Source organism: Citrobacter sp. RHBSTW-00671, assembly GCF_014103415.1.
Lineage (GTDB): Bacteria > Pseudomonadota > Gammaproteobacteria > Enterobacterales > Enterobacteriaceae > Citrobacter.
This window is the reverse complement of sequence record NZ_JABXPR010000001.1, coordinates 1,805,356-1,826,988: the sequence shown is the minus strand read 5'-3', so window position 1 is coordinate 1,826,988 and position 21,633 is coordinate 1,805,356. Positions and strand designations below refer to the sequence as shown.

General features: G+C 50.6%; 26 protein-coding genes and 1 other annotated feature. Of the genes, 14 read left to right on the top strand and 12 right to left on the bottom strand.

The window, feature by feature from the left end:
• Positions 1-46 precede the first annotated feature (46 nt).
• Positions 47-778: a purine nucleoside phosphorylase YfiH gene (yfiH, locus tag HV261_RS08705; RefSeq protein ID WP_202038015.1), complete on the bottom strand. Its 732-nt coding sequence runs from the start codon at positions 776-778 to the stop codon at positions 47-49.
• Positions 775-1,755, bottom strand: a complete 981-nt coding sequence (gene rluD / locus HV261_RS08700) for a 23S rRNA pseudouridine(1911/1915/1917) synthase RluD (protein ID WP_005130415.1) — start codon at positions 1,753-1,755, stop codon at positions 775-777. Before rluD ends, yfiH begins: the two co-directional genes overlap by 4 nt.
• Positions 1,756-1,886: 131 nt before the next feature.
• Here rluD and bamD point away from each other — a divergent pair, with 131 nt between their 5' ends.
• The 4 genes from bamD (at position 1,887) to pheA (ending at position 4,644) form a co-directional block, all read left to right on the top strand.
• Positions 1,887-2,624, top strand: a complete 738-nt coding sequence (gene bamD, locus HV261_RS08695) for an outer membrane protein assembly factor BamD (RefSeq protein ID WP_005130417.1) — start codon at positions 1,887-1,889, stop codon at positions 2,622-2,624.
• 269 nt (positions 2,625-2,893) lie between these two features.
• Complete coding sequence (raiA, locus tag HV261_RS08690; protein WP_003031244.1) at positions 2,894-3,232, top strand: ribosome-associated translation inhibitor RaiA; 339 nt, start codon at positions 2,894-2,896, stop codon at positions 3,230-3,232.
• Between the two features lie 102 nt (positions 3,233-3,334).
• Positions 3,335-3,461 (top strand) — a sequence feature (Phe leader region).
• The gene (gene pheL / locus HV261_RS27515) at positions 3,336-3,407 is read left to right on the top strand and encodes a pheA operon leader peptide PheL (protein ID WP_220472511.1); all 72 of its coding nucleotides are present in this window, start codon (positions 3,336-3,338) and stop codon (positions 3,405-3,407) included. (Overlaps the previous feature by 72 nt.)
• Before the next feature lie 22 nt (positions 3,462-3,483).
• Positions 3,484-4,644 carry a bifunctional chorismate mutase/prephenate dehydratase gene (gene pheA, locus HV261_RS08685; RefSeq protein WP_202038014.1) on the top strand — a complete coding sequence of 387 codons (1,161 nt, stop codon included), beginning with the start codon at positions 3,484-3,486 and terminating at the stop codon, positions 4,642-4,644.
• Positions 4,645-4,739: 95 nt separating this feature from the next.
• On the opposite strand, the gene tyrA is transcribed toward pheA, so the two are convergent.
• Entirely contained in the window at positions 4,740-5,861 is a 1,122-nt protein-coding gene (gene tyrA, locus HV261_RS08680) for a bifunctional chorismate mutase/prephenate dehydrogenase (RefSeq protein ID WP_137383487.1), read from the bottom strand.
• Between the two features lie 9 nt (positions 5,862-5,870).
• Positions 5,871-6,941 (bottom strand): 3-deoxy-7-phosphoheptulonate synthase AroF, encoded by a 1,071-nt coding sequence (gene aroF, locus HV261_RS08675; protein WP_202038013.1) that lies wholly within the window; start codon positions 6,939-6,941, stop codon positions 5,871-5,873.
• A 214-nt stretch (positions 6,942-7,155) separates the two neighbouring features.
• On the opposite strand from aroF, the gene HV261_RS08670 reads away from it, so the two are divergent.
• From HV261_RS08670 to HV261_RS08655, 4 genes are all read left to right on the top strand, one after another.
• A complete protein-coding gene (locus HV261_RS08670) occupies positions 7,156-7,530 on the top strand; it encodes a DUF2799 domain-containing protein (RefSeq protein WP_202038012.1) in 375 nt (124 codons plus the stop codon).
• A 158-nt stretch (positions 7,531-7,688) separates the two neighbouring features.
• Positions 7,689-8,207, top strand: coding sequence for a regulatory sequestration protein YfiR (yfiR, locus tag HV261_RS08665; protein WP_040234078.1), 519 nt, complete (start codon positions 7,689-7,691; stop codon positions 8,205-8,207).
• Positions 8,200-9,426, top strand: coding sequence for a diguanylate cyclase DgcN/YfiN (dgcN, locus tag HV261_RS08660; protein WP_137383490.1), 1,227 nt, complete (start codon positions 8,200-8,202; stop codon positions 9,424-9,426). The genes yfiR and dgcN overlap by 8 nt, the downstream gene beginning before the upstream one ends.
• Positions 9,427-9,438: 12 nt before the next feature.
• Positions 9,439-9,921: an OmpA family protein gene (locus tag HV261_RS08655; protein WP_005130427.1), complete on the top strand. Its 483-nt coding sequence runs from the start codon at positions 9,439-9,441 to the stop codon at positions 9,919-9,921.
• A gap of 256 nt (positions 9,922-10,177) precedes the next feature.
• On the opposite strand, the gene rplS is transcribed toward HV261_RS08655, so the two are convergent.
• From rplS to ffh, 5 genes are all read right to left on the bottom strand, one after another.
• The gene (gene rplS / locus HV261_RS08650; RefSeq protein WP_002914145.1) at positions 10,178-10,525 is read right to left on the bottom strand and encodes a 50S ribosomal protein L19; all 348 of its coding nucleotides are present in this window, start codon (positions 10,523-10,525) and stop codon (positions 10,178-10,180) included.
• A gap of 39 nt (positions 10,526-10,564) precedes the next feature.
• Positions 10,565-11,332, bottom strand: coding sequence for a tRNA (guanosine(37)-N1)-methyltransferase TrmD (trmD, locus tag HV261_RS08645; RefSeq protein WP_003031232.1), 768 nt, complete (start codon positions 11,330-11,332; stop codon positions 10,565-10,567).
• 44 nt (positions 11,333-11,376) lie between these two features.
• Positions 11,377-11,925 carry a ribosome maturation factor RimM gene (gene rimM / locus HV261_RS08640; RefSeq protein ID WP_202039674.1) on the bottom strand — a complete coding sequence of 183 codons (549 nt, stop codon included), beginning with the start codon at positions 11,923-11,925 and terminating at the stop codon, positions 11,377-11,379.
• A gap of 18 nt (positions 11,926-11,943) precedes the next feature.
• The gene (gene rpsP, locus HV261_RS08635) at positions 11,944-12,192 is read right to left on the bottom strand and encodes a 30S ribosomal protein S16 (RefSeq protein ID WP_003031228.1); all 249 of its coding nucleotides are present in this window, start codon (positions 12,190-12,192) and stop codon (positions 11,944-11,946) included.
• Positions 12,193-12,444: 252 nt separating this feature from the next.
• Positions 12,445-13,806 carry a signal recognition particle protein gene (gene ffh, locus HV261_RS08630; protein WP_202038011.1) on the bottom strand — a complete coding sequence of 454 codons (1,362 nt, stop codon included), beginning with the start codon at positions 13,804-13,806 and terminating at the stop codon, positions 12,445-12,447.
• Between the two features lie 165 nt (positions 13,807-13,971).
• On the opposite strand from ffh, the gene HV261_RS08625 reads away from it, so the two are divergent.
• Positions 13,972-14,763 carry a cytochrome C assembly family protein gene (locus HV261_RS08625; RefSeq protein ID WP_137383491.1) on the top strand — a complete coding sequence of 264 codons (792 nt, stop codon included), beginning with the start codon at positions 13,972-13,974 and terminating at the stop codon, positions 14,761-14,763.
• Positions 14,764-14,781: 18 nt separating this feature from the next.
• Positions 14,782-16,071 (top strand): HlyC/CorC family transporter, encoded by a 1,290-nt coding sequence (locus HV261_RS08620; RefSeq protein ID WP_202038010.1) that lies wholly within the window; start codon positions 14,782-14,784, stop codon positions 16,069-16,071.
• Between the two features lie 49 nt (positions 16,072-16,120).
• On the opposite strand, the gene grpE is transcribed toward HV261_RS08620, so the two are convergent.
• Positions 16,121-16,714: a nucleotide exchange factor GrpE gene (gene grpE, locus HV261_RS08615; protein WP_048212941.1), complete on the bottom strand. Its 594-nt coding sequence runs from the start codon at positions 16,712-16,714 to the stop codon at positions 16,121-16,123.
• Between the two features lie 121 nt (positions 16,715-16,835).
• On the opposite strand from grpE, the gene nadK reads away from it, so the two are divergent.
• The 3 genes from nadK to bamE all read left to right on the top strand — a co-directional run bounded on the left by nadK (position 16,836) and on the right by bamE (position 19,955).
• Positions 16,836-17,714: an NAD(+) kinase gene (gene nadK / locus HV261_RS08610; RefSeq protein WP_137383492.1), complete on the top strand. Its 879-nt coding sequence runs from the start codon at positions 16,836-16,838 to the stop codon at positions 17,712-17,714.
• Between the two features lie 85 nt (positions 17,715-17,799).
• Positions 17,800-19,461, top strand: a complete 1,662-nt coding sequence (gene recN, locus HV261_RS08605) for a DNA repair protein RecN (RefSeq protein WP_202038009.1) — start codon at positions 17,800-17,802, stop codon at positions 19,459-19,461.
• A 149-nt stretch (positions 19,462-19,610) separates the two neighbouring features.
• Positions 19,611-19,955, top strand: coding sequence for an outer membrane protein assembly factor BamE (bamE, locus tag HV261_RS08600; RefSeq protein ID WP_137383494.1), 345 nt, complete (start codon positions 19,611-19,613; stop codon positions 19,953-19,955).
• 50 nt (positions 19,956-20,005) lie between these two features.
• On the opposite strand, the gene HV261_RS08595 is transcribed toward bamE, so the two are convergent.
• Positions 20,006-20,296 carry an RnfH family protein gene (locus HV261_RS08595; protein ID WP_137383498.1) on the bottom strand — a complete coding sequence of 97 codons (291 nt, stop codon included), beginning with the start codon at positions 20,294-20,296 and terminating at the stop codon, positions 20,006-20,008.
• Positions 20,286-20,729, bottom strand: a complete 444-nt coding sequence (gene ratA / locus HV261_RS08590; protein WP_040234063.1) for a type II toxin-antitoxin system toxin RatA — start codon at positions 20,727-20,729, stop codon at positions 20,286-20,288. Before ratA ends, HV261_RS08595 begins: the two co-directional genes overlap by 11 nt.
• A gap of 154 nt (positions 20,730-20,883) precedes the next feature.
• Here ratA and smpB point away from each other — a divergent pair, with 154 nt between their 5' ends.
• The gene (gene smpB, locus HV261_RS08585) at positions 20,884-21,366 is read left to right on the top strand and encodes an SsrA-binding protein SmpB (RefSeq protein WP_003031211.1); all 483 of its coding nucleotides are present in this window, start codon (positions 20,884-20,886) and stop codon (positions 21,364-21,366) included.
• The last annotated feature ends 267 nt before the right edge of the window (positions 21,367-21,633 follow it).

Sequence of the window (21,633 nt, the reverse complement as noted above, 5' to 3'; positions counted from 1 at the left end):
ATGTGAAAAGAAAATTACACGTACCGGATCGTCTTGATTCTTTAGGTTATATCAGCCAAATAAAACTTGCCATACGACCCGTGGTATTGTCGCGACGATAAGAGAAGAACGTCTCACTTTCGCTGAAGGTGCAATGATCGCCACCGTGGACGTTCTCAACCCCCACATTTGCCAGACGTTGACGTGCAAGTTGATAGATATCCGCCAGATATTTTTCACCACGCGGCACAAATGCACTGTCAGCGTGCGGATCTTTTGCCATAAACGCGGTGCGAACTTCTGCACCTACCTCAAACGCGATCGGACCAATCGCCGGCCCTAACCAGGCAATAATGTTTTCCGGTTTATCGGCAAAGCACGCCACCGTTTCTTCCAGCACACCTTCACATAACCCGCGCCAGCCCGCATGGGCCGCCGCCACTTCTGTTCCAGCACGATTACAAAACAGCACCGGCAGACAGTCCGCCGTCATCACCGCACATACGGTGCCTGGCGTATTGCTGTAGGACGCATCTGCACGTTTAGATAAGTATGGCCCGCCGCTTAATTTCAGGACGTCTTTACCGTGTACCTGTTCAAGCCAGACGGGTTTCGAAGGCAGATTGCCCGCAGCAAACAGCCGCTTGCGGTTCTCTTCCACATGCTCCGGGTTATCGCCACAATGGGCACCCAGGTTCAGCGAATCATAAGGCGACAGACTGACGCCGCCAATGCGGGTAGAACTACAGGCCGCGACACCCTGAGGTATCGGCCACTGCGGGACAATTAGCTTACTCATAGCCAGGCAACATCATCCTTATGCTCTTCGAAATCAGCGCGCATCACTTCGATAAGCTCCACCATATCTTGCGGAATCGGCGCATGCCATTCCATCTCAATACCGGAAATCGGGTGATACAAACGCAACATGGTCGCGTGCAGCGCCTGACGGTCAAACTTACGCAGCACGGAGATAAACTCATCAGAAGCGCCTTTCGGTGGGCGCGGACGACCACCGTAGACCTGATCGCCCACCAGCGGGTGGGTGATATGCGCCATGTGCACGCGGATCTGGTGCGTACGTCCGGTTTCCAGACGCAACCGCAGACGCGTGTGTACACGGAAATGCTCCATAATGCGATAGTGCGTTACCGCAGGTTTCCCCATTGGATGCACTGACATATGCGTACGTTTGGTGGGATGACGGCTGATCGGTTCTTCGACCGTACCGCCCGCGGTCATATGGCCAATCGCCACAGCTTCATACTCGCGAGTGATTTCGCGCAGCTGCAATGACTCGACCAGGCGCGTTTGCGCCGGGACCGTTTTTGCCACAACCATAAGTCCGGTTGTGTCTTTATCCAGACGGTGCACAATACCGGCTCGTGGGACATCCGCAATTGGCGGGTAGTAATGCAGCAACGCATTCAAAACCGTACCATCAGGATTGCCCGCGCCCGGATGTACCACCAGATCACGTGGTTTGTTGATGACAAGAATGTCGTCATCTTCATAAACGATATCCAGCGGGATATCCTGAGCTTCAAAACGAACCTCTTCATCAATTTCAGCATTGATGGAGACACGCTCTCCACCTAACACTTTTTCTTTCGGCTTATCGCAAAGATTGCCATTTACCAGTACGCGCTGGTCGAGGATCCATTCTTTTATGCGCGATCGCGAATAATCAGGGAACAATTCGGCCAAAGCCTGATCTAAGCGTTGACCAAGCTGATTTTCGGAGACTGTTGCGGTGAGTTCTACTCGTTGTGCCATAAACTGCTTCTTCGTTTAACGTTGGGTTTTACGGCTTTGCCGTTTAATATAGTGTGCTATTGTAGCTGGTCTTAACCGGGAGCAGGAACAGAGAATCTCCCGTATTACATTTTGAGGAAAGTCAAAACGTCATGACGCGCATGAAATATCTGGTGGCAGCAGCCACGTTGAGCCTGTTTTTGGCGGGTTGCTCTGGTTCAAAGGAAGAGGTGCCCGATAATCCGCCAAATGAAATCTACGCGACTGCTCAGCAAAAGCTGCAGGACGGTAACTGGAAACAGGCAATAACGCAATTGGAAGCGTTGGATAACCGTTATCCATTTGGACCGTATTCTCAGCAGGTGCAATTAGATCTCATCTACGCCTACTACAAAAACGCCGATCTGCCACTTGCTCAGGCTGCCATCGATCGTTTTATTCGTCTGAACCCGACTCACCCGAACATTGATTATGTCATGTACATGCGTGGCCTGACCAATATGGCGCTGGACGATAGCGCGCTGCAAGGATTCTTTGGCGTCGATCGTAGCGATCGCGATCCACAGCATGCCCGAGCTGCGTTTAATGACTTTTCCAAACTGGTACGTGGTTATCCGAACAGCCAGTACACAACCGATGCCACGAAGCGTCTGGTGTTCCTGAAAGATCGTCTGGCGAAGTATGAATACTCTGTTGCTGAGTACTATACCGCCCGTGGCGCATGGGTTGCAGTTGTGAACCGTGTGGAAGGTATGCTGCGTGACTATCCGGATACCCAGGCAACGCGTGATGCCCTGCCGTTGATGGAAAACGCTTATCGCCAAATGCAGATGAATGCCCAGGCAGAAAAAGTAGCGAAAATCATTGCCGCTAACAGCAGCAACACCTGATTGACCTCAGAATGCACAACGGCAGCCTTTGGGCTGCCGTTTTTTTATCCGTTAACGCCACAACTGAAGCGGTTTAGCTGCGACGCATCCTATCAAATATGGCCTGCTTTCAGGTATTCCTCAAGTAAAAAATCGCCTGTTCCTGCGGTGCCTCACAAAAAGGTTTTCTTGACAAAAAGCGACAAAATAATGTGATCCAAATCACACATTTTGACATTAGGAACGGTATGCTGGAATCACCAAGACGGGAAAGACAAGAGGTAAAATTTATGACAATGAACATTACCAGTAAACAAATGGAAATTACTCCGGCAATTCGCCAGCATGTCGCAGACCGTCTCGCCAAACTAGAAAAATGGCAAACTCATCTGATTAATCCACATATCATTCTGTCTAAGGAGCCACAGGGTTTCATTGCTGATGCCACCATCAACACCCCGAATGGACATCTGGTCGCCAGCGCAAAACACGAGGATATGTACACCGCCATTAACGATTTGATCAACAAGCTGGAACGGCAGCTCAATAAAGTGCAGCACAAAGGCGAAGCCCGTCGTGCAACAACTTCAGTAAAAGACGCCAACTTCGTCGAAGCAGAAGAAGAGTAGTCCCTTACATTGAGTGTATCGCCAACGCGCCTTCGGGCGCGTTTTTTGTTGACAGGGTGAAAACAGTACGGGTACTTTACTGACGTAGCCAAAGGAAAATTACATGAAACTTGTCCCGTTCTTCTTCGCATTCTTTTTTACCTTCCCCCTGAATGGGAGGCGTTTCGTCGTGTGATAAAGAATGCGAAGACGAACAATAAGGCCTCCCACACCGGGGGGCCTTTTTTATTGATAACAAGAAAGGCAACACTATGACATCGGAAAACCCATTACTGGCGCTGCGAGAAAAGATCAGCTCGCTGGATGAAAAATTACTGGCTCTGCTGGCAGAACGACGAGGTCTGGCGGTAGAAGTTGGTAAAGCCAAGTTGCTGTCTCATCGCCCGGTACGCGATATTGATCGGGAACGCGACCTGCTCGACCGTTTAATTCAGCTTGGTAAAGAGCATCACCTCGATGCCCACTACATCACGCGCCTGTTCCAGCTTATTATCGAAGACTCCGTCCTGACCCAGCAGGCGCTCCTTCAGCAGCATCTGAATAAGATCAACCCGCATTCCGCTCGTGTTGCCTTCCTGGGACCAAAAGGGTCTTACTCACACCTTGCAGCACGTCAGTATGCCGCACGTCATTTTGAGCAGTTTATTGAAAGCGGCTGCGCGAAATTTGCCGATATCTTTAATCAGGTTGAAACCGGACAGGCTGACTACGCGGTAGTGCCTATTGAAAACACCAGTTCCGGTGCGATTAACGACGTTTACGATCTGTTGCAACACACCAGCCTCTCTATCGTCGGAGAGATGACAATTACTATCGACCATTGCGTACTGGTGTCGGGCACAACCGCTCTGGAGAGCATCGATACGGTATACAGCCACCCGCAACCGTTCCAGCAGTGCAGCAAGTTCCTGAACCGCTACCCGCACTGGAAGATTGAATACACCGAAAGCACTTCAGCGGCGATGGAAAAGGTCGCCCAGGCTAACTCCCCACGCGTAGCAGCCCTGGGGAGCGAAGCCGGTGGTGTACTGCATGGCCTGCAGGTACTTGAGCATATTGAAGCTAACCAGACGCAAAACATTACCCGCTTCGTGGTTCTGGCACGTAAAGCAATCAATGTTTCTGACCAGGTTCCAGCGAAAACAACGTTGCTGATGGCGACAGGACAACAGGCAGGTGCGCTGGTTGAAGCGCTGCTGGTACTACGTAACCATAATCTGATTATGACCAAGCTGGAATCACGTCCGATTCACGGTAATCCATGGGAAGAGATGTTTTATCTCGATATCCAGGCCAACCTGGAATCACCCCAGATGCAAAAAGCCCTGAAGGAGTTGGGGGAGATTACGCGTTCAATGAAAGTATTGGGATGTTATCCGAGTGAAAACGTGGTGCCGGTCGACCCGAGCTAACCTGACAATGCCGGATGGTGCTCCGCCTTATCCGGCCTACAATTCAGGCGATTTTTGTAGGCCGGATAAGGCGAAGCCGCCATCAGGCATCTTGCTTATTGACGGCTATCGTTAGCCTGGCGCAACAGGGTGCGGCTTTCACTCTGGAAGCGCTGCGCATAGTCGCCAAACCAGTGTTCCACCTTACGGAAACTGTCGATAAAAGCCTGCTTATCCCCCTGCTCCAGCAAACCAATCGCTTCGCCAAAACGTTGGTAATAACGTTTGATGAGCGCAAGATTACTCTCTGACGACATAATAATATCGGCATAGAGCTGAGGGTCCTGGGCAAACAGACGGCCAACCATCGCCAGTTCAAGACGGTAAATAGGTGAAGAAAGAGCCAGCAACTGCTCCAGTTGCACATTCTCCTCCGCTAAATGCAGCCCGTAAGCAAATGTCGCAAAGTGGCGTAACGCCTGGATGAACGCCATATTCTGGTCGTGCTCAACGGCGCTAATCCGATGCAATCTCGCGCCCCAAACCTGAATCTGCTCAAGGAACCACTGATAGGCTTCCGGCTGCCGCCCATCACACCACACCACGACCTGTTTTGCCAGGCTGCCGCTGTCCGGACCAAACATCGGGTGTAGCCCCACAACCGGACCGTCGTGTGCCGCCAGCATCGCCTGCAGAGGACCATTTTTCACCGAGGCCAGATCGACCAGAATACAGTCAGACGGTAGACGCGGTAATTTCGCGATTACCTGTTCGGTAACGTGGATCGGCACACTGACGATCACCATGCCCGCATCGGCGACGATCTCAGTGGCGCGATCCCAGTCCTGCTGTTCCAGGATCCGCACCTGATAGCCAGACAGCGTCAGCATCTTCTCGAATAGCCGTCCCATCTGTCCGCCACCACCGACGATCACCACCGGACGCAAAGAAGGACAAAGCGTCTTAAAGCCTTTGTCATTCTCACTGGAATATGACTCGCGCATAACCCGACGCAATACATCTTCGATCAGGTCTGGCGGCACCCCCAGCGCTTCAGCTTCTGCGCGGCGGGAAGCCAACATCGAGGCTTCCCGCTCGGGTACGTAGATCGGCAGCCCAAAGCGGCTTTTGACTTCACCGACTTCGGCAACCAGCTCCAGACGGCGCGCCAGTAAATCCAGCAACGCCTTATCAACTTCATCAATTTGATCGCGTAATGCGGTCAATTCAGCAACCATACCAACCTCTTATGCTACACGCGCCGTCAGCTGGCCGTTTAAATCTTGACTAATTTCACGCAGTAGCGCATCCGTCATTTCCCAGCTAATGCAGGCATCAGTTACGGAGACGCCGTATTTCATTTCGCTACGCGGCTGTTCGGAGGACTGGTTGCCTTCGTGAATATTACTTTCAATCATCAAGCCGATGATTGAGCGATTGCCATCTTTGATTTGGGCAATCACAGATTCAGCCACGGCTGGCTGGCGACGGTAATCTTTATTGGAATTACCATGACTGCAATCTACCATCAGAGAAGGTCGTAGTCCTGCCTGCTCCATCTCTTTTTCGCACTGGGCGACATCCGCCGGGCTGTAGTTCGGCGCTTTACCGCCACGCAGGATCACGTGACCATCAGGGTTACCCTGCGTTTGCAGCAGTGCAACCTGCCCCGCCTGGTTAATACCCACAAAGCGGTGTGATTGTGCTGCGGCGCGCATCGCGTTAATTGCCGTCGCCAAGCTCCCATCTGTACCATTCTTAAAACCAACCGGCATGGAAAGACCTGAAGCCATTTCACGATGCGTCTGTGATTCAGTGGTACGCGCACCGATAGCTGACCAGCTAAACAGATCGCCCAGGTATTGCGGGCTGTTTGGATCTAACGCTTCTGTTGCCAGCGGTAGCCCCATATTCACCAATTCAAGCAGCAACTGACGCGCAATTTTCAGACCCGCTTCAACATCAAAAGAGCCATCCATATGAGGATCGTTAATCAACCCTTTCCAGCCGACGGTGGTACGGGGTTTTTCAAAATAGACGCGCATCACCAGATAGAGGCTATCGCTGACCTCTGCGGCAAGGGCTTTAAATCGACGAGCGTACTCAATAGCCGCTTCAGGATCGTGAATCGAGCATGGACCACACACCACCAGCAGTCGCGGGTCGCGCCCAGAGATAATGTCTGAAATGGTTTTACGCGACTGAGCGATTTGCGCCTCCTGTGTGAGGCTCAGCGGAAATTCCGCTTTAAGCTGCTCTGGGGTCATCAGAACCTGTTCGTCGGTAATGTGTACGTTGTTCAGCGCGTCTTTTTGCATGATGGTGATCCTGTTTAGCTCGTTTGCGATAGTTTTCCTCAGCGAGGAGGTAATCACGATAACACAACAGGTAAAGATTTCAATCCACATTCCGTAAATTTTTATTTACAGAAAGCCATTTTACTGCAAAAACACTGCCAGTCGCCGTACAATTAAATTTACACTCTTCTATATATGAATCCGCTATGCTTTAAAAAAACGGGGAGAACAAGCAATGAAGCAACTCATCTGTACCTTATTTGTATTATTTCTCAGCGGATGTCAGATAGATCCCTATACTTTTTCCCCTACCTGGACAGGTACCGACTGGTTTGATGCCGGGATTCAGGATGCCATTTCAGGCCATGTTGTTAAAGATAACGAGACACTTGCCGACAACTACAATGACCCAGAGGTCGATCGCGCCCAATATCTTAAAGGGTACGCCGAAGGACAAAGGAAAACCTGTCAGCAGGACTTTGTTTACGCGAGAGGATTGACCGGCAAAACCTTCCCTGCCAGTTGCGACACGGTAGACAATGTCAACCGGTTACATGAGGCATGGCAAAAAGGAGCAAACGAAGGTGCGGCCTCAACAAGGTTAAATTAAACAAGAGCTTGAATTTTATAAATCAATGAGATTTAGCTTAAATTCTCAATATGCTCATTCCAGGAATAATGACGCCCTGGGAAATTAATGTTATTTTGTTGCAAACAATCTTGAATGTATATCGACGCATTACGGCAAACGCTGGTAGGTACCTATTCATGAGCTTTTCTTACCGACTCATACTTCTACTGGCACTGCTTCTGACCGGATTACCTCTGTACGCTCACAGCGTTACGGAAGAGGCAAAATCTGTGCGCTCTATGGTTTCCGGTATCGTCAGTTATACACGCTGGCCAGCACTTTCAGGGCCACCAAAACTGTGTATATTCTCTTCTTCGCGCTTTTCCAGCGTGCTGGAAGATACCCGAGCAGGAGCACTACCCTATCTTCCTGTCATCATTCATACGGAACAAGAAGTTTTAGTTGCGCAGTGTGATGGTTTTTATTTTGGAAAAGAAAGCCCTACATATCAGGCGGAATTAAAGAATAAATATCCTACTAAGGCATTGTTATTAATTGCCGAACAGAATCCCGAATGCGTTATTGGCAGCGCTTTTTGCCTCATAATTAAAGATGAAGACGTGAGATTTTCCGTAAATATGGATTCCCTGTCACGTAGCGGTGTAAGGGTGAGTCCGGACGTATTGATGCTTGCGCGGAATAAAAAGCATGAATAAGGGTCCTTCCCCCATAAAACGCCCAACGTTTAAGCGGACGCTGCGGCGTATCAGCATCGTCAGCGTACTGGTAACCATGACGCTGATTTGGCTGCTGCTTAGCATTTCGTCGGTGCTGGCTTTGAAGCAATACGCACAAAAAAACCTGGATCTCACGGCAGCAACCATGACCCGCACGCTCGAAGCAGCATTAGTCTTTTCGGATAGCGTCGCAGCGTCGGAAACGCTGGCTGCACTGGGACAACAAGGGCAATTTTCAGTTGCAGAAGTCCGCAATCAAAAGCAGAAAGTGATCGCCACCTGGCGCTATGACGCGCAGGATACCACTGACAAAATCAGTAGCATTATCAGCCACTGGCTGTTCCCGCAACCGGTAACTCAGCCCATTTTGCACAATGGCGACGTTATTGGTGAGGTACGTCTGATTGCCCGCGACAGCGTTATTAGCCATTTCATTTATTTGTCGCTGGCCGTTCTTACCGGATGCATTTTACTGGCATCGGGTATTGCATTAATGCTTACTCGTTATTTACACAATGGTGTCGTGGACGCCCTGCAAAATATTACTGAGGTGGTACATGATGTTCGTACCAATCGTAATTTCTCGCGGCGCGTATCTGAAGAGCGGATTGAAGAATTTCATCTGTTTGCGCAGGACTTTAATAGCCTGCTGGATGAGATGGAAGAGTGGCAACTACGTCTGCAGGCAAAGAATGCCCAACTGTTGCGTACCGCGCTACATGACCCTTTGACCGGTCTCGCGAACCGTGCCGCATTTCGTAGCAGTATTAATGCACTGATGAACGACGACGCGGCCCACAGCAGCTCTGCGTTGTTATTCCTTGATGGCGATAATTTTAAATTTATTAATGATACCTGGGGACACGCTGCGGGCGATCGTGTCCTGATTGAAGTCGCAAAAAGGCTGGCCGAATTTGGTGGTAATCGGCATCACCCATACCGACTTGGCGGCGATGAATTTGCCATGGTGCTTTACAGCGTCCATTCTGAATACGAAGTTCAACGTATCTGCGCGGCGTTGTCGCAAGAGTTTACTCGACCTTTTGACCTGCATAACGGTCATCTGGCAAGCATGACACTCAGTATTGGTTTTGCGCTGACGTGGGAACATGCCTCTGCCGAGAAATTACAAGAACTTGCCGATCACAATATGTATCAGGCTAAAAATTTGCGTTCTCAACGCATTATTAAAAAATAAGGAATTACACACATGCTAAAACGTTTATTATCCCCGTTCATTCTTATCATGCTGATTCTGGCAGGCTGTCAGGCACCTCAGGGGAAATTTACCCCAGAGCAAATTGCAGCGATGAAATCGTACGGATTCACTGAAGCTTCAGGAGACTGGTCTCTGGGTTTGTCTGACACCATCCTGTTTGACAAAAACGACTATAAACTCCGCCCTGAAAGTGAAAAGCAAATCCAGGAAATGGCGTCCAAACTGGCTGCGACCGGGTTAAACCATGCTCGTCTGGATGGTCACACCGATAACTATGGTGAGGACAGTTACAACGAAGCTCTGTCGCTCAAACGCGCCAATGTGGTTGCAGACGCCTGGGCTCAGGGTGCCAATATTCCACGTACTAACCTGACAACCCAAGGGCTCGGGAAGAAATACCCGCTTGCCAGCAACCAAACTTCAAAAGGCCGTGCCGAAAACCGCCGCGTTGCGGTAGTCATCAGTACACCTTAATCATGGCCAGACTGGCTGCGCTAACAGAGAATACGACGTACTGAACTCGCGCAGTCAGTCGATTGCAATGTCGAACGCCCCCGCCTCACACGACTCAACACCTCGCCACTAACGCAACAATCTCTTTCCCGTTAAGCCTTCAACGCCCCGAAATCAATTACCCGGCTAACCGCTGGCATAGGCGTTCTGTCGGTATAAAAAAAGGGGCCAGCCAAATGGCCAGCCCCTTCTATCAGGATGTCGCCTGAGCGATATCTTAGTTAAGACGCTCTTTGATACGAGCAGACTTACCAGTACGCTCACGCAGGTAGTACAGTTTAGCTTTACGAACAGCACCACGACGTTTAACAGCAATGCTGTCAACTACCGGAGAGTGAGTCTGGAAGACACGCTCAACGCCTTCGCCGTTGGAAATTTTACGAACAGTGAATGCAGAGTGCAGACCGCGGTTACGAATAGCGATAACCACGCCCTCGAATGCCTGCAGACGTTTTTTGGAACCTTCAACAACCCATACTTTCACTTCCACGGTATCACCCGGACGGAAGGAAGGTACGTCCTGCTTCATCTGTTCTTGTTCAAGTTGCTTAATAATGTTGCTCATAATTTAATCTCTTATCCTGGGTAAACTGATATTGGGGGCTTACGCCTGCCCATCATGTTTATGTTGCTGTTGTGCGTGTTCCTTTTTGAACTCCGCCAGCAACCTTGCTTGCTCTTCAGTCAGAGCCAGGTTTTCCAGAAGTTCAGGTCTTCTAAGCCAGGTCCGGCCCAGCGACTGCTTCAAACGCCAGCGACGTATCTCAGCGTGGTTTCCCGACAGTAATACCGCCGGTACCTCCATCTGTTCTAACACTTCAGGTCGGGTATAGTGTGGACAGTCCAGCAACCCGTCAGCAAACGAATCTTCGATTGCCGATGCTTCATGACCCAGTACGCCCGGAATAAACCGGGAAACGGAGTCGATCAGCGTCATTGCCGGTAACTCACCACCGCTGAGAACGTAATCGCCGATTGACCATTCTTCATCAATTTCGGTTTGAATCACGCGCTCATCTATTCCTTCATAGCGACCACACACCAGAATCAACTTTTGATTCGTTGCCAGTTCGCTAACGCCCGCTTGATCAAGCTTGCGTCCCTGAGGTGACAGATAAATCACCTTTGCGCCTTCACCAGCCGCAGCTTTTGCTGCATGAATGGCATCCCGTAAAGGTTGCACCATCATTAACATCCCCGGTCCGCCGCCATAAGGACGATCGTCCACGGTACGGTGCCGGTCATGCGTAAAGTCACGAGGACTCCAGCTCTGGATGTTCAGCAGGCCATTTTTTACTGCCCGGCCAGTTACCCCGTAATCGGTAATTGCACGGAACATTTCTGGAAACAGGCTAACGATACCTATAAACACAAGCCAATCCCCATAACGCCGACTTTTACCGTTTATCCGGTGGTTTAAAAACCAGGATCCCAATCTACTTCGATAGTACGAGTAGCGAGATCGACTTTCTTGATAACCTGCCCATCGAGGAACGGTACTAAACGTTCCTTGATACCAAACGCATCTTTCAGGTTTGCCTTAATGACGATCACGTCATTCGATCCGGTTTCCATCATATCGATGACTTTTCCGAGATCGTAGCCTTCAGTGGTCACTACCTGGCAGCCCATAAGGTCTTTCCAGTAGTAGGTACCCTCTTCCAGCGCAGGCAACTGCGAGGAGTCCACGACAATTTCACAATTAGTCAGTAGATTCGCCGAATCACGATCGTCAACGCCTTTCAGCTTGATGATCAGATCCTGATTGTGGTGCTTCCAGCTTTCCAGCTGTACTTGCTGCCACTGACCCGCCTTCTGGATAAACCAGGGCTGATAGTCAAAAATGCTTTCGGCGTCTTCAGTGGAAGAAAACACTCTGAGCCAACCACGGATACCGTAAGAAGACCCCATTTTCCCCAAAACAATGGGTTCTACGGGTGCCTGTGCGGCGAGTTGCTTGCTCATCATGACCACCGTGACAGATTAAGCTGCTTTGTTTGCTGCTTTGATCAGCGTAGCTACGCGATCAGAAATAGTCGCGCCCTGGCCAACCCAGTGAGCGATGCGATCCAGATCCAGGCGAGTGCCTTCTTCTTTTTCGCTAGCGATTGGGTTAAAGAAGCCAACGCGCTCGATGAAGCGACCGTTGCGTGCATTACGGCTGTCGGTAACAACAACCTGGTAGAACGGACGCTTTTTAGCGCCGTGACGAGCTAAACGAATAGTAACCATAACATCCTCTTGTGTGAATAAAACACCGGGCCCCATCGAGGGAAGGGACCCGGTGTCATATTAAAAGCCCGAAAATTTTACTGATTTCTGAGAAAAAAGCAATCAACAGTTAATAACTCTGCCGTAGAAGGCCGTCGGCGGCGCAGCAAGTTCGGTGCCGGCGTGCGCGCAGCCACCGCAGCGTACACGCAGTACGTGAGGATGGCGAGCACACCCCAGTGCCGAAATAGCCAGTGAGCCAGGCCGGAAAAATTAGCGCCCAGGGAAGCCAGGCGGCATCATCCCCTTCATATTCCGCATCATCTTCGCCATCCCGCCCTTCTTCATTTTCTTCATCATGCGCTGCATGTCGTCGAACTGTTTCAGAAGACGGTTAACGTCCTGTACCTGCATCCCGCAGCCCAGTGCGATACGGCGTTTGCGAGAACCTTTGATGATTTCCGGCTTAGCGCGTTCTTTCATCGTCATCGAGTTGATGATGGCTTCCATACGCACCAGCACTTTATCGTCCATCTGCGATTTCACGTTGTCAGGGATCTGCCCCATGCCCGGCAGCTTGCCCATCAGGCTGGCCATGCCGCCCATGTTTTTCATCTGCTTAAGCTGTTCAAGGAAGTCGTTCAGATCAAAGCCATCGCCTTTTTTCAGCTTGCTGGCTAATTTCTCTGCCTGTGCGCGGTCAACTTTGCTTTCGATATCTTCGATCAGCGACAGCACGTCGCCCATACCGAGAATACGTGAGGCAATCCTGTCCGGGTGGAACGGCTCCAGCGCTTCCGTCTTCTCACCAACACCGAGGAATTTAATCGGCTTACCGGTGATATGACGAATAGACAATGCCGCACCGCCACGGGCGTCACCGTCGACTTTAGTCAGTACCACACCGGTCAGCGGCAGTGCTTCGTTAAACGCTTTCGCAGTATTCGCAGCATCCTGACCGGTCATGGCATCGACAACAAACAGCGTTTCTACCGGATTGATAGACGCGTGGACCTGTTTGATTTCGTCCATCATCGCTTCATCAACGTGCAGACGACCGGCGGTATCCACCAGTAGCACGTCGTAGAATTTGAGCTTAGCTTCTTTCAGCGCGGCATTAACGATATCAATCGGCTTCTGACCGACGTCAGAAGGGAAGAAGTCCACACCGACCTGTTCGGCCAACGTTTCCAGCTGTTTGATCGCCGCCGGGCGATAGACGTCGGCAGAGACCACCAGCACTTTCTTCTTGTGCTTCTCGCGCAGGAATTTACCCAGCTTACCGACGCTGGTGGTTTTACCCGCACCCTGCAGGCCCGCCATCAGTACCACGGCCGGTGGCTGTGCCGCCAGGTTCAGCGTCTGGTTCTCTTCGCCCATCGCCGCAACCAGTTCGCTACGAACGATTTTGACGAACTCCTGACCCGGAGTCAGGCTCTTGTTAACTTCGTGACCAACCGCTTTTTCTTTTACGCGATTGATAAACTCACGCACTACCGGCAGCGCAACGTCAGCCTCCAGCAGCGCCATGCGCACTTCGCGCAGCGTCTCTTTAACGTTGTCTTCAGTAAGGCGTCCACGGCCACTGATATTGCGCAGCGTGCGCGACAAACGATCGGTTAAATTATCAAACATTGTCTCTCGCCTGGGGTGGAAACGGTCGGTCGCAACAGCGACACATCAACAGAAATTTGTCGCAGTATAACATGAAGCCGCCTTTGTTGTTATGCAACGGTTGGAGCAGCGGTCACGTAACGCTATACTGCTTTTCTTTATCACTGGCCAACTGTCGACACCCATATGCCCGTTTTTGCTCTGTTAGCCCTTGTCGCCTATTCCGTCAGCCTTGCGCTGATCGTTCCCGCCCTGCTGCAAAAAAACAGCGGCTGGCGGCGTATGGCTATTCTTTCTGCGGTTATCGCGCTGGTCTGTCACGCGTTTGCCCTGGAAGCACGTATTCTGCCAGGTGGTGAAAGCGGACAAAACCTGAGCCTGCTGAACGTCGGTTCTCTGGTTAGCCTGATGATCTGTACCGTCATGACCATTGTGGCCTCACGCAACCGCGGCTGGCTATTGCTGCCGATCGTGTATGCCTTTGCATTAATCAATCTGGCATGCGCTACGTTTATGCCCAACGAATACATCACCCACCTTGAAGCCACACCGGGCATGATGATTCACATCGGGCTATCGCTCTTATCCTATGCCACCTTAATCATTGCCGCGCTGTATGCGCTGCAACTGGCATGGATCGATTATCAGCTCAAAAATAAAAGACTGGCGTTCAACAATGAAATGCCGCCATTGATGAGCATTGAGCGCAAAATGTTTCATATCACCCAGATAGGCGTGGTTCTGCTGACGCTGACGCTATGTACTGGCCTGTTTTATATGCACAACCTGTTCAGCACAGAAAATATTGATAAAGCCGTTCTGTCTATCGTGGCATGGTTTGTCTATATCGTTCTGCTGTGGGGACATTACCATGAAGGCTGGCGCGGACGTCGTGTCGTCTGGTTTAACGTCGCAGGCGCAGGCATTCTGACGCTGGCCTATTTCGGTAGCCGCATCTTGCAGCAGTTTGTGAGTTAAGTCTTTTAAGGAACCTACGTGGAACACATCTCCACCACCACGCTTATTGTTACGCTTCTCATCATGGTGGTTATTTCCGCCTATTTTTCCGGTTCCGAAACCGGAATGATGACCCTGAACCGCTACCGTCTGCGACACCGGGCAAAACAGGGAAATCGTCAGGCAAAACGCGTTGAGAAATTACTTCGTAAGCCCGACCGTCTGATAAGCCTGGTCCTCATTGGCAACAACCTGGTGAATATACTGGCCTCAGCGCTCGGAACCATTGTTGGGATGCGTCTGTATGGCGATGCGGGCGTGGCAATCGCCACCGGGGTGCTGACCTTTGTGGTACTGGTATTTGCTGAAGTATTGCCCAAAACCATTGCCGCGCTGTATCCAGAAAAGGTGGCCTATCCCAGCAGCGTGTTGTTAGCGCCACTGCAAATACTGATGATGCCGCTTGTCTGGTTACTGAATACCATCACGCGTCTGCTGATGCGTATGATGGGCATCAAAACGGATATCGTGGTGAGCGGTTCGCTGAGTAAAGATGAACTACGAACGCTGGTGAATGAGTCGCGCTCGCAAATCTCTCGCCGTAACCAGGATATGCTCCTGTCCGTGCTGGACCTGGAAAAAGTCAGCGTCGATGACATTATGATCCCGCGTAACGAAATCATCGGTATCGATATTAACGATGACTGGAAATCAATCGTCCGCCAACTTTCGCACTCCCCGCACGGGCGTATCGTGTTGTACCGCGACTCGCTGGACGATGCCATCAGTATGCTGCGTGTCCGTGAAGCGTGGCGACTCATGGCCGAGAAAAAGGAGTTCACCAAAGAGACCATGCTCCGCGCCGCCGACGAGATCTACTTTGTCCCGGAAGGCACCCCGCTCAGCACTCAGTTGATCAAATTTCAGCGTAATAAGAAGAAGGTCGGCCTGGTGGTCAATGAATATGGCGATATTCAGGGGTTGGTCACCGTTGAAGATATTCTGGAGGAGATTGTCGGTGACTTCACCACGTCAATGTCCCCGACGCTTGCCGAAGAAGTCACGCCGCAGAATGACGGCTCAGTGATTATTGACGGTAGCGCCAACGTTCGTGAAATCAATAAGGCCTTTAACTGGCATTTGCCGGAAGATGATGCGCGAACGGTAAACGGTATTATCCTTGAAGCACTGGAAGAGATCCCCGTTGCCGGCACGCGAGTGCGCATTGGTCAGTACAATATCGATATTCTCGACGTACAGGACAATATGATTAAGCAGGTGCAGGTATTGCCGGTCAAACCGCTTCGTGAGAGCGTATCTGACCAGTGAGGATAATCCAGACCGGGTAACGCCTCAGCACTACCCGGTCTGAAGCTGATTAGCTTTTAGCTTTCGCGACGGAAACCATCGCCGCGCGAATGGTACGTCCATTCAGGGTATAGCCTTTCTGCATTACCATCAGTACGTTACCGGCAGCAACTTCATCAGACTCAACCATGGCAATCGCCTGATGCACGTTCGGGTCCATCGGCACATCGATATCCGCAACCACTTGCACGCCAAACTTCGCCACGACATCCAGCATCGACTTACGGGTCAGTTCAATACCTTCAACCATCGCCGCCATCGCGTCATTATCTTTGTTCGCCACTTCCAGCGCGCGGTCCAGGCTATCCAGCACCGGCAGCAGTTCGTTGACGAATTTTTCCAGCGCGAACTTATGCGCTTTTTCTACGTCCAGTTCAGTACGACGACGCAGGTTTTCCATTTCCGCTTTGATACGCAACACGCTGTCACGCTCGCGCGTTTCAGCTTCTGCAAGCTGAGCCTCCAGATTCGCAATCTTTTCATCGCGCGGATCCACCTGCTCAGCAGAAGCGTCTGATTCAACCGCCTCAACTTCTTCGTGCTGATCCATGATAATTTCTTCCGGGGCTTGCCCCTCAGGCGTTTTCTGTTCTTTACTACTCATGAATTTCTCCGCGTTTTTTCGCATTCATCTCGCTAACTTGGCTTATTATGGGGATCAGATTCAGGGATTCAAGGGAAGTACTCACATTGTCACCAATCTTCGTTACAAGGACCTCGAGAAAATGAACAAACATTTCAAGTGTATTGGCATTGTGGGGCATCCACGTCACCCTACTGCACTGACGACACATGAAATGCTCTACCGCTGGTTATGCACGAAAGGTTACGAGGTTATCGTGGAGCAACAAATCGCCCATGAGCTCCAACTGAAAAATGTGCAGACCGGTACGCTGGCAGAGATTGGTCAACAGGCGGACCTCGCGGTGGTTGTCGGTGGTGACGGCAATATGCTTGGGGCCGCACGCACGCTTGCGCGTTACGACATCAAGGTCATCGGGATTAACCGCGGCAACCTCGGTTTTCTGACCGATCTTGACCCGGACAATGCCCAACAGCAATTGGCAGATGTACTGGAAGGTCATTATATCAGCGAAAAGCGTTTTCTACTTGAAGCACAGGTCTGCCAGCAGGACTGCCAGAAGCGCATCAGCACTGCCATCAATGAAGTGGTGTTACACCCAGGCAAAGTTGCGCACATGATTGAATTTGAAGTCTATATAGACGAAATCTTTGCCTTCTCTCAGCGTTCAGACGGACTGATTATCTCCACACCAACCGGGTCTACCGCCTACTCGCTGTCTGCCGGAGGTCCCATTCTCACCCCTTCCCTGGATGCCATTACGCTGGTACCGATGTTCCCACATACGCTCTCCGCCCGCCCGTTGGTGATTAACAGCAACAGCACGATTCGCTTGCGTTTCTCGCACCGCCGTAATGATCTGGAGATCAGCTGCGACAGTCAGATTGCCTTACCTATACAGGAAGGCGAAGACGTATTGATTCGTCGATGTGATTATCACCTGAATCTAATTCACCCAAAAGATTACAGCTATTTCAACACATTAAGCACTAAGCTAGGCTGGTCAAAAAAATTATTCTAATTTAACGCCAACCTCTTTACTGTATAAAAAACCAGTTTATACTGTATGTAATCACAGTTATGGTTTTTCATACAGGAAAACAACTATGTTGGCACAACTGACCATCAGCAATTTTGCTATCGTTCGTGAACTGGAGATCGATTTCCAAAGCGGAATGACCGTCATCACTGGCGAGACCGGTGCGGGTAAATCCATTGCCATTGATGCTCTCGGGTTGTGTCTGGGCGGGCGGGCGGATGCCGACATGGTGCGTACAGATGCCACTCGCGCCGATCTGTGTGCGCGTTTCTCTTTAAAAGACACCCCTGCGGCGCTACGCTGGCTGGAAGAGAACCAGCTTGAAGATGGCCGTGAGTGTTTGTTACGCCGCGTAATCAGCAGCGACGGACGCTCCCGCGGCTTTATCAATGGCACTGCCGTTCCCCTGTCACAGCTTCGCGAACTGGGTCAGTTGCTTATTCAAATCCATGGCCAGCACGCGCATCAGCTCCTGACAAAATCGGAACACCAAAAGTCCCTGCTTGATGGTTACGCTAATGAAGCGTCCCTGATTCAGGAAATGTCCGCACGCTACCAGCTATGGCATCAAAGCTGCCGTGATCTGGCGCATCATCAGCAACAAAGCCAGGAACGCGCTGCCCGGGCGGAACTGTTGCAATATCAGTTAAAAGAGCTGAACGAATTCACCCCCCAGGCGGGCGAGTTTGAGCAAATTGATGAAGAGTACAAGCGTCTGGCTAACAGCGGACAGTTGCTCACCACCAGCCAGCAAGCGCTGGCTATCATGGCCGATGGTGAAGACATTAACCTGCAAAGCCAGTTATACACAGCCAAACAGCTGGTCAGCGAACTGGCGGGCATGGACAGTAAGCTCTCCGGTATTCTGGACATGCTGGAAGAGGCGACTATTCAGCTCAGCGAAGCCAGCGACGAACTGAGACACTATTGCGATCGCCTGGATTTAGACCCTAACCGCTTGTTCGAGCTTGAACAGCGAATGTCTAAGCAAATCTCGCTGGCGCGTAAGCATCACGTCGCCCCTGAAGCATTGCCACAGTTTTACCAGTCCCTGCTTGATGAGCAACAGCAGCTTGACGATCAGGCTGACTCGCTCGAAACCTTAACCCTGGCGGTAAACACGCACCACCAGCAGGCGCTGGAAACGGCAAAAATATTGCACCGCCAGCGCCAGCATTACGCTCAGGAATTGGGGCAACTCATCACAGAAAGTATGCATGCACTCTCAATGCCGCACGGTCTCTTTTGTATCGATGTGAAGTTTGATGAACACCATCTGAGCATGGACGGAGCCGATCGCATTGAGTTTAAAGTCACCACGAACCCGGGCCAACCGTTGCAGCCGATTGCGAAAGTCGCTTCTGGTGGGGAACTGTCGCGTATCGCACTGGCCATTCAGGTGATTACCGCGCGTAAAATGGAAACTCCTGCGCTGATTTTCGATGAAGTTGACGTTGGCATCAGTGGCCCGACAGCAGCGGTTGTGGGTAAGCTACTGCGCCAGTTGGGTGAATCAACCCAGGTGATGTGCGTCACCCACTTGCCGCAGGTTGCGGGTTGCGGTCATCAGCATTTCTATGTCAGCAAAGAAACGGACGGCGCAATGACTGAAACACATATGCAGGCGCTTGATAAACGCGCACGGCTACAGGAGCTCGCACGCTTACTTGGCGGTAGCGAAGTAACGCGTAATACCCTCGCGAATGCAAAAGAACTGCTGGCAGCATAAACTTTTTTACCTTGCTAAGGTCTGAGTTCAACATAAAATCGCCGACTGACCTGACACCAAAAGGTTTTAAAGTGGTGAAAGGTCTATTATCATCGGCATATTACATATGAGCCGCGTACTGCTCGGGCCCGAAAAGGAATCAAATCACTATGCGCTGTAAAACGCTGACTGCTGCTGCAGCAGTACTACTGATGTTGACCGCAGGCTGTTCCACTCTGGAGCGAGTGGTTTACCGCCCAGACATCAACCAGGGAAACTATCTGACACCTACTGATGTCGCTAAAGTACGGACGGGGATGACGCAACAACAGGTTGCTTATGCTCTGGGTACACCAATGATGTCCGATCCTTTTGGCACCAACACCTGGTTTTATGTGTTCCGTCAGCAGCCAGGGCATGAAGGCGTGACGCAGCAAACGCTGACGCTGACCTTTAACAGCAGTGGTGTATTGACCAACATTGATAACAAACCTGCCCTGACCGACAAACAGTAGGTTTAAGAGATCAAAAAAAGGTGCTCAATGAGCACCTTTTTTAATGTTTGTTATTTTTTAGCAGATTTCTCTGCTCGCTGCCTGCGCAGCTCTTTCGGGTCAGCAATCAACGGCCGATAGATTTCCACCCGATCGCCATCATGTACGACATCAGCAAGCTTCACCGGACGGCTGTAGATGCCCACCTTATTTTTGCTGAGATCGATATCAGTACGGAGTTCCAGCAGCCCAGAAGCGCGAATCGCCTCTTCGACGGTTGCGCCCTGCGGCAACGTCACGCGCTGTAGATACTGTTTCTCCGGTAGCGCGTACGCGACTTCAACGACAATCTTAGCCGACACTGACACTGTAAACCTCTTTTGCGCGAACCGTGAAGGCCTGCACCATATTCGACGCCAGCTCTTTAAAGATACGGCCAAATGCCAGTTCAATCAGTTTATTCGTGAACTCAAAATCAAGATGAAATTCAATACGACACGCTTCCTGGCTCAGCGGCGTAAACTTCCAGCCGCCAATGAGTTTTTTGAACGGTCCATCGACCAGATGCATGAGGATGCTCTGGTTACTGGTCAGCTGATTTCGCGTGGTGAACGTTTTGCTAATCCCTGCTTTAGAAACATCCACAGCCGCTGTCATCTGCCCCGGAGTCGACTCCAGGACACGGCTTCCGGTGCAACCCGGTAAAAACTGAGGATAGGATTTAACATCATTCACTAACTGATACATCTGTTCCGCACTGTAAGGTACTAAAGCGGTCCGGCTAATCTGAGGCATAACAATTTCCATCAATATCAATCGTGCAAATAATACCATTTATCATCCGCTAAAAAAAACGCTATAGCCCAACTCGTGCTAAGATAGCGCCTTGCGCCCCGCTGGATGAAATGGGGTGTTTTTCAATTCCAGATTACCTATACTGAGCGGCATTATGACGAAGAAAAAAGCACACAAACCTGGCTCAGCCACAATCGCGCTCAACAAGCGCGCACGACACGAATACTTTATTGAAGAAGAGTTCGAGGCTGGACTCGCACTGCAAGGCTGGGAAGTCAAATCCCTGCGCGCAGGAAAGGCCAATATTGGCGATAGCTATGTCATTCTCAAAGACGGCGAAGCGTTCCTGTTTGGCGCCAACTTCACGCCGATGGCCGTTGCCTCAACGCACGTCGTGTGTGACCCTACCCGCACCCGTAAGCTTCTGTTAAACCAACGCGAACTTGACTCCTTATATGGACGCATGAATCGTGACGGTTACACCGTCGTGGCACTTTCGCTGTACTGGAAGAATGCCTGGTGCAAAGTCAAAATTGGCGTCGCAAAAGGGAAGAAACAGCACGACAAGCGTTCCGATGTCAAAGAACGTGAGTGGCAGTTGGACAAAGCTCGTATTATGAAAAATGCAGGTCGATAAATCCCCCTCTCAGCGGCCAGTCTCTCATCATGAGGCTGGCCCTTATTGTTTAGTTATTGAAACCCATCCATTACATTCACCAAAATTATAGTTTTTACACCGCTGAATCGTTCAAACCGAAAATAGTCTTTCCATTATTTTATTGAGCTCATAGCTTAATAAAAATAAAACTTCAAGAGTGTGTATTATTTATATTTTACACTTCACCAATAACACTATTATTACTGATGTTTATTAGATCAATAAAAACACAAAACATAAAAATAA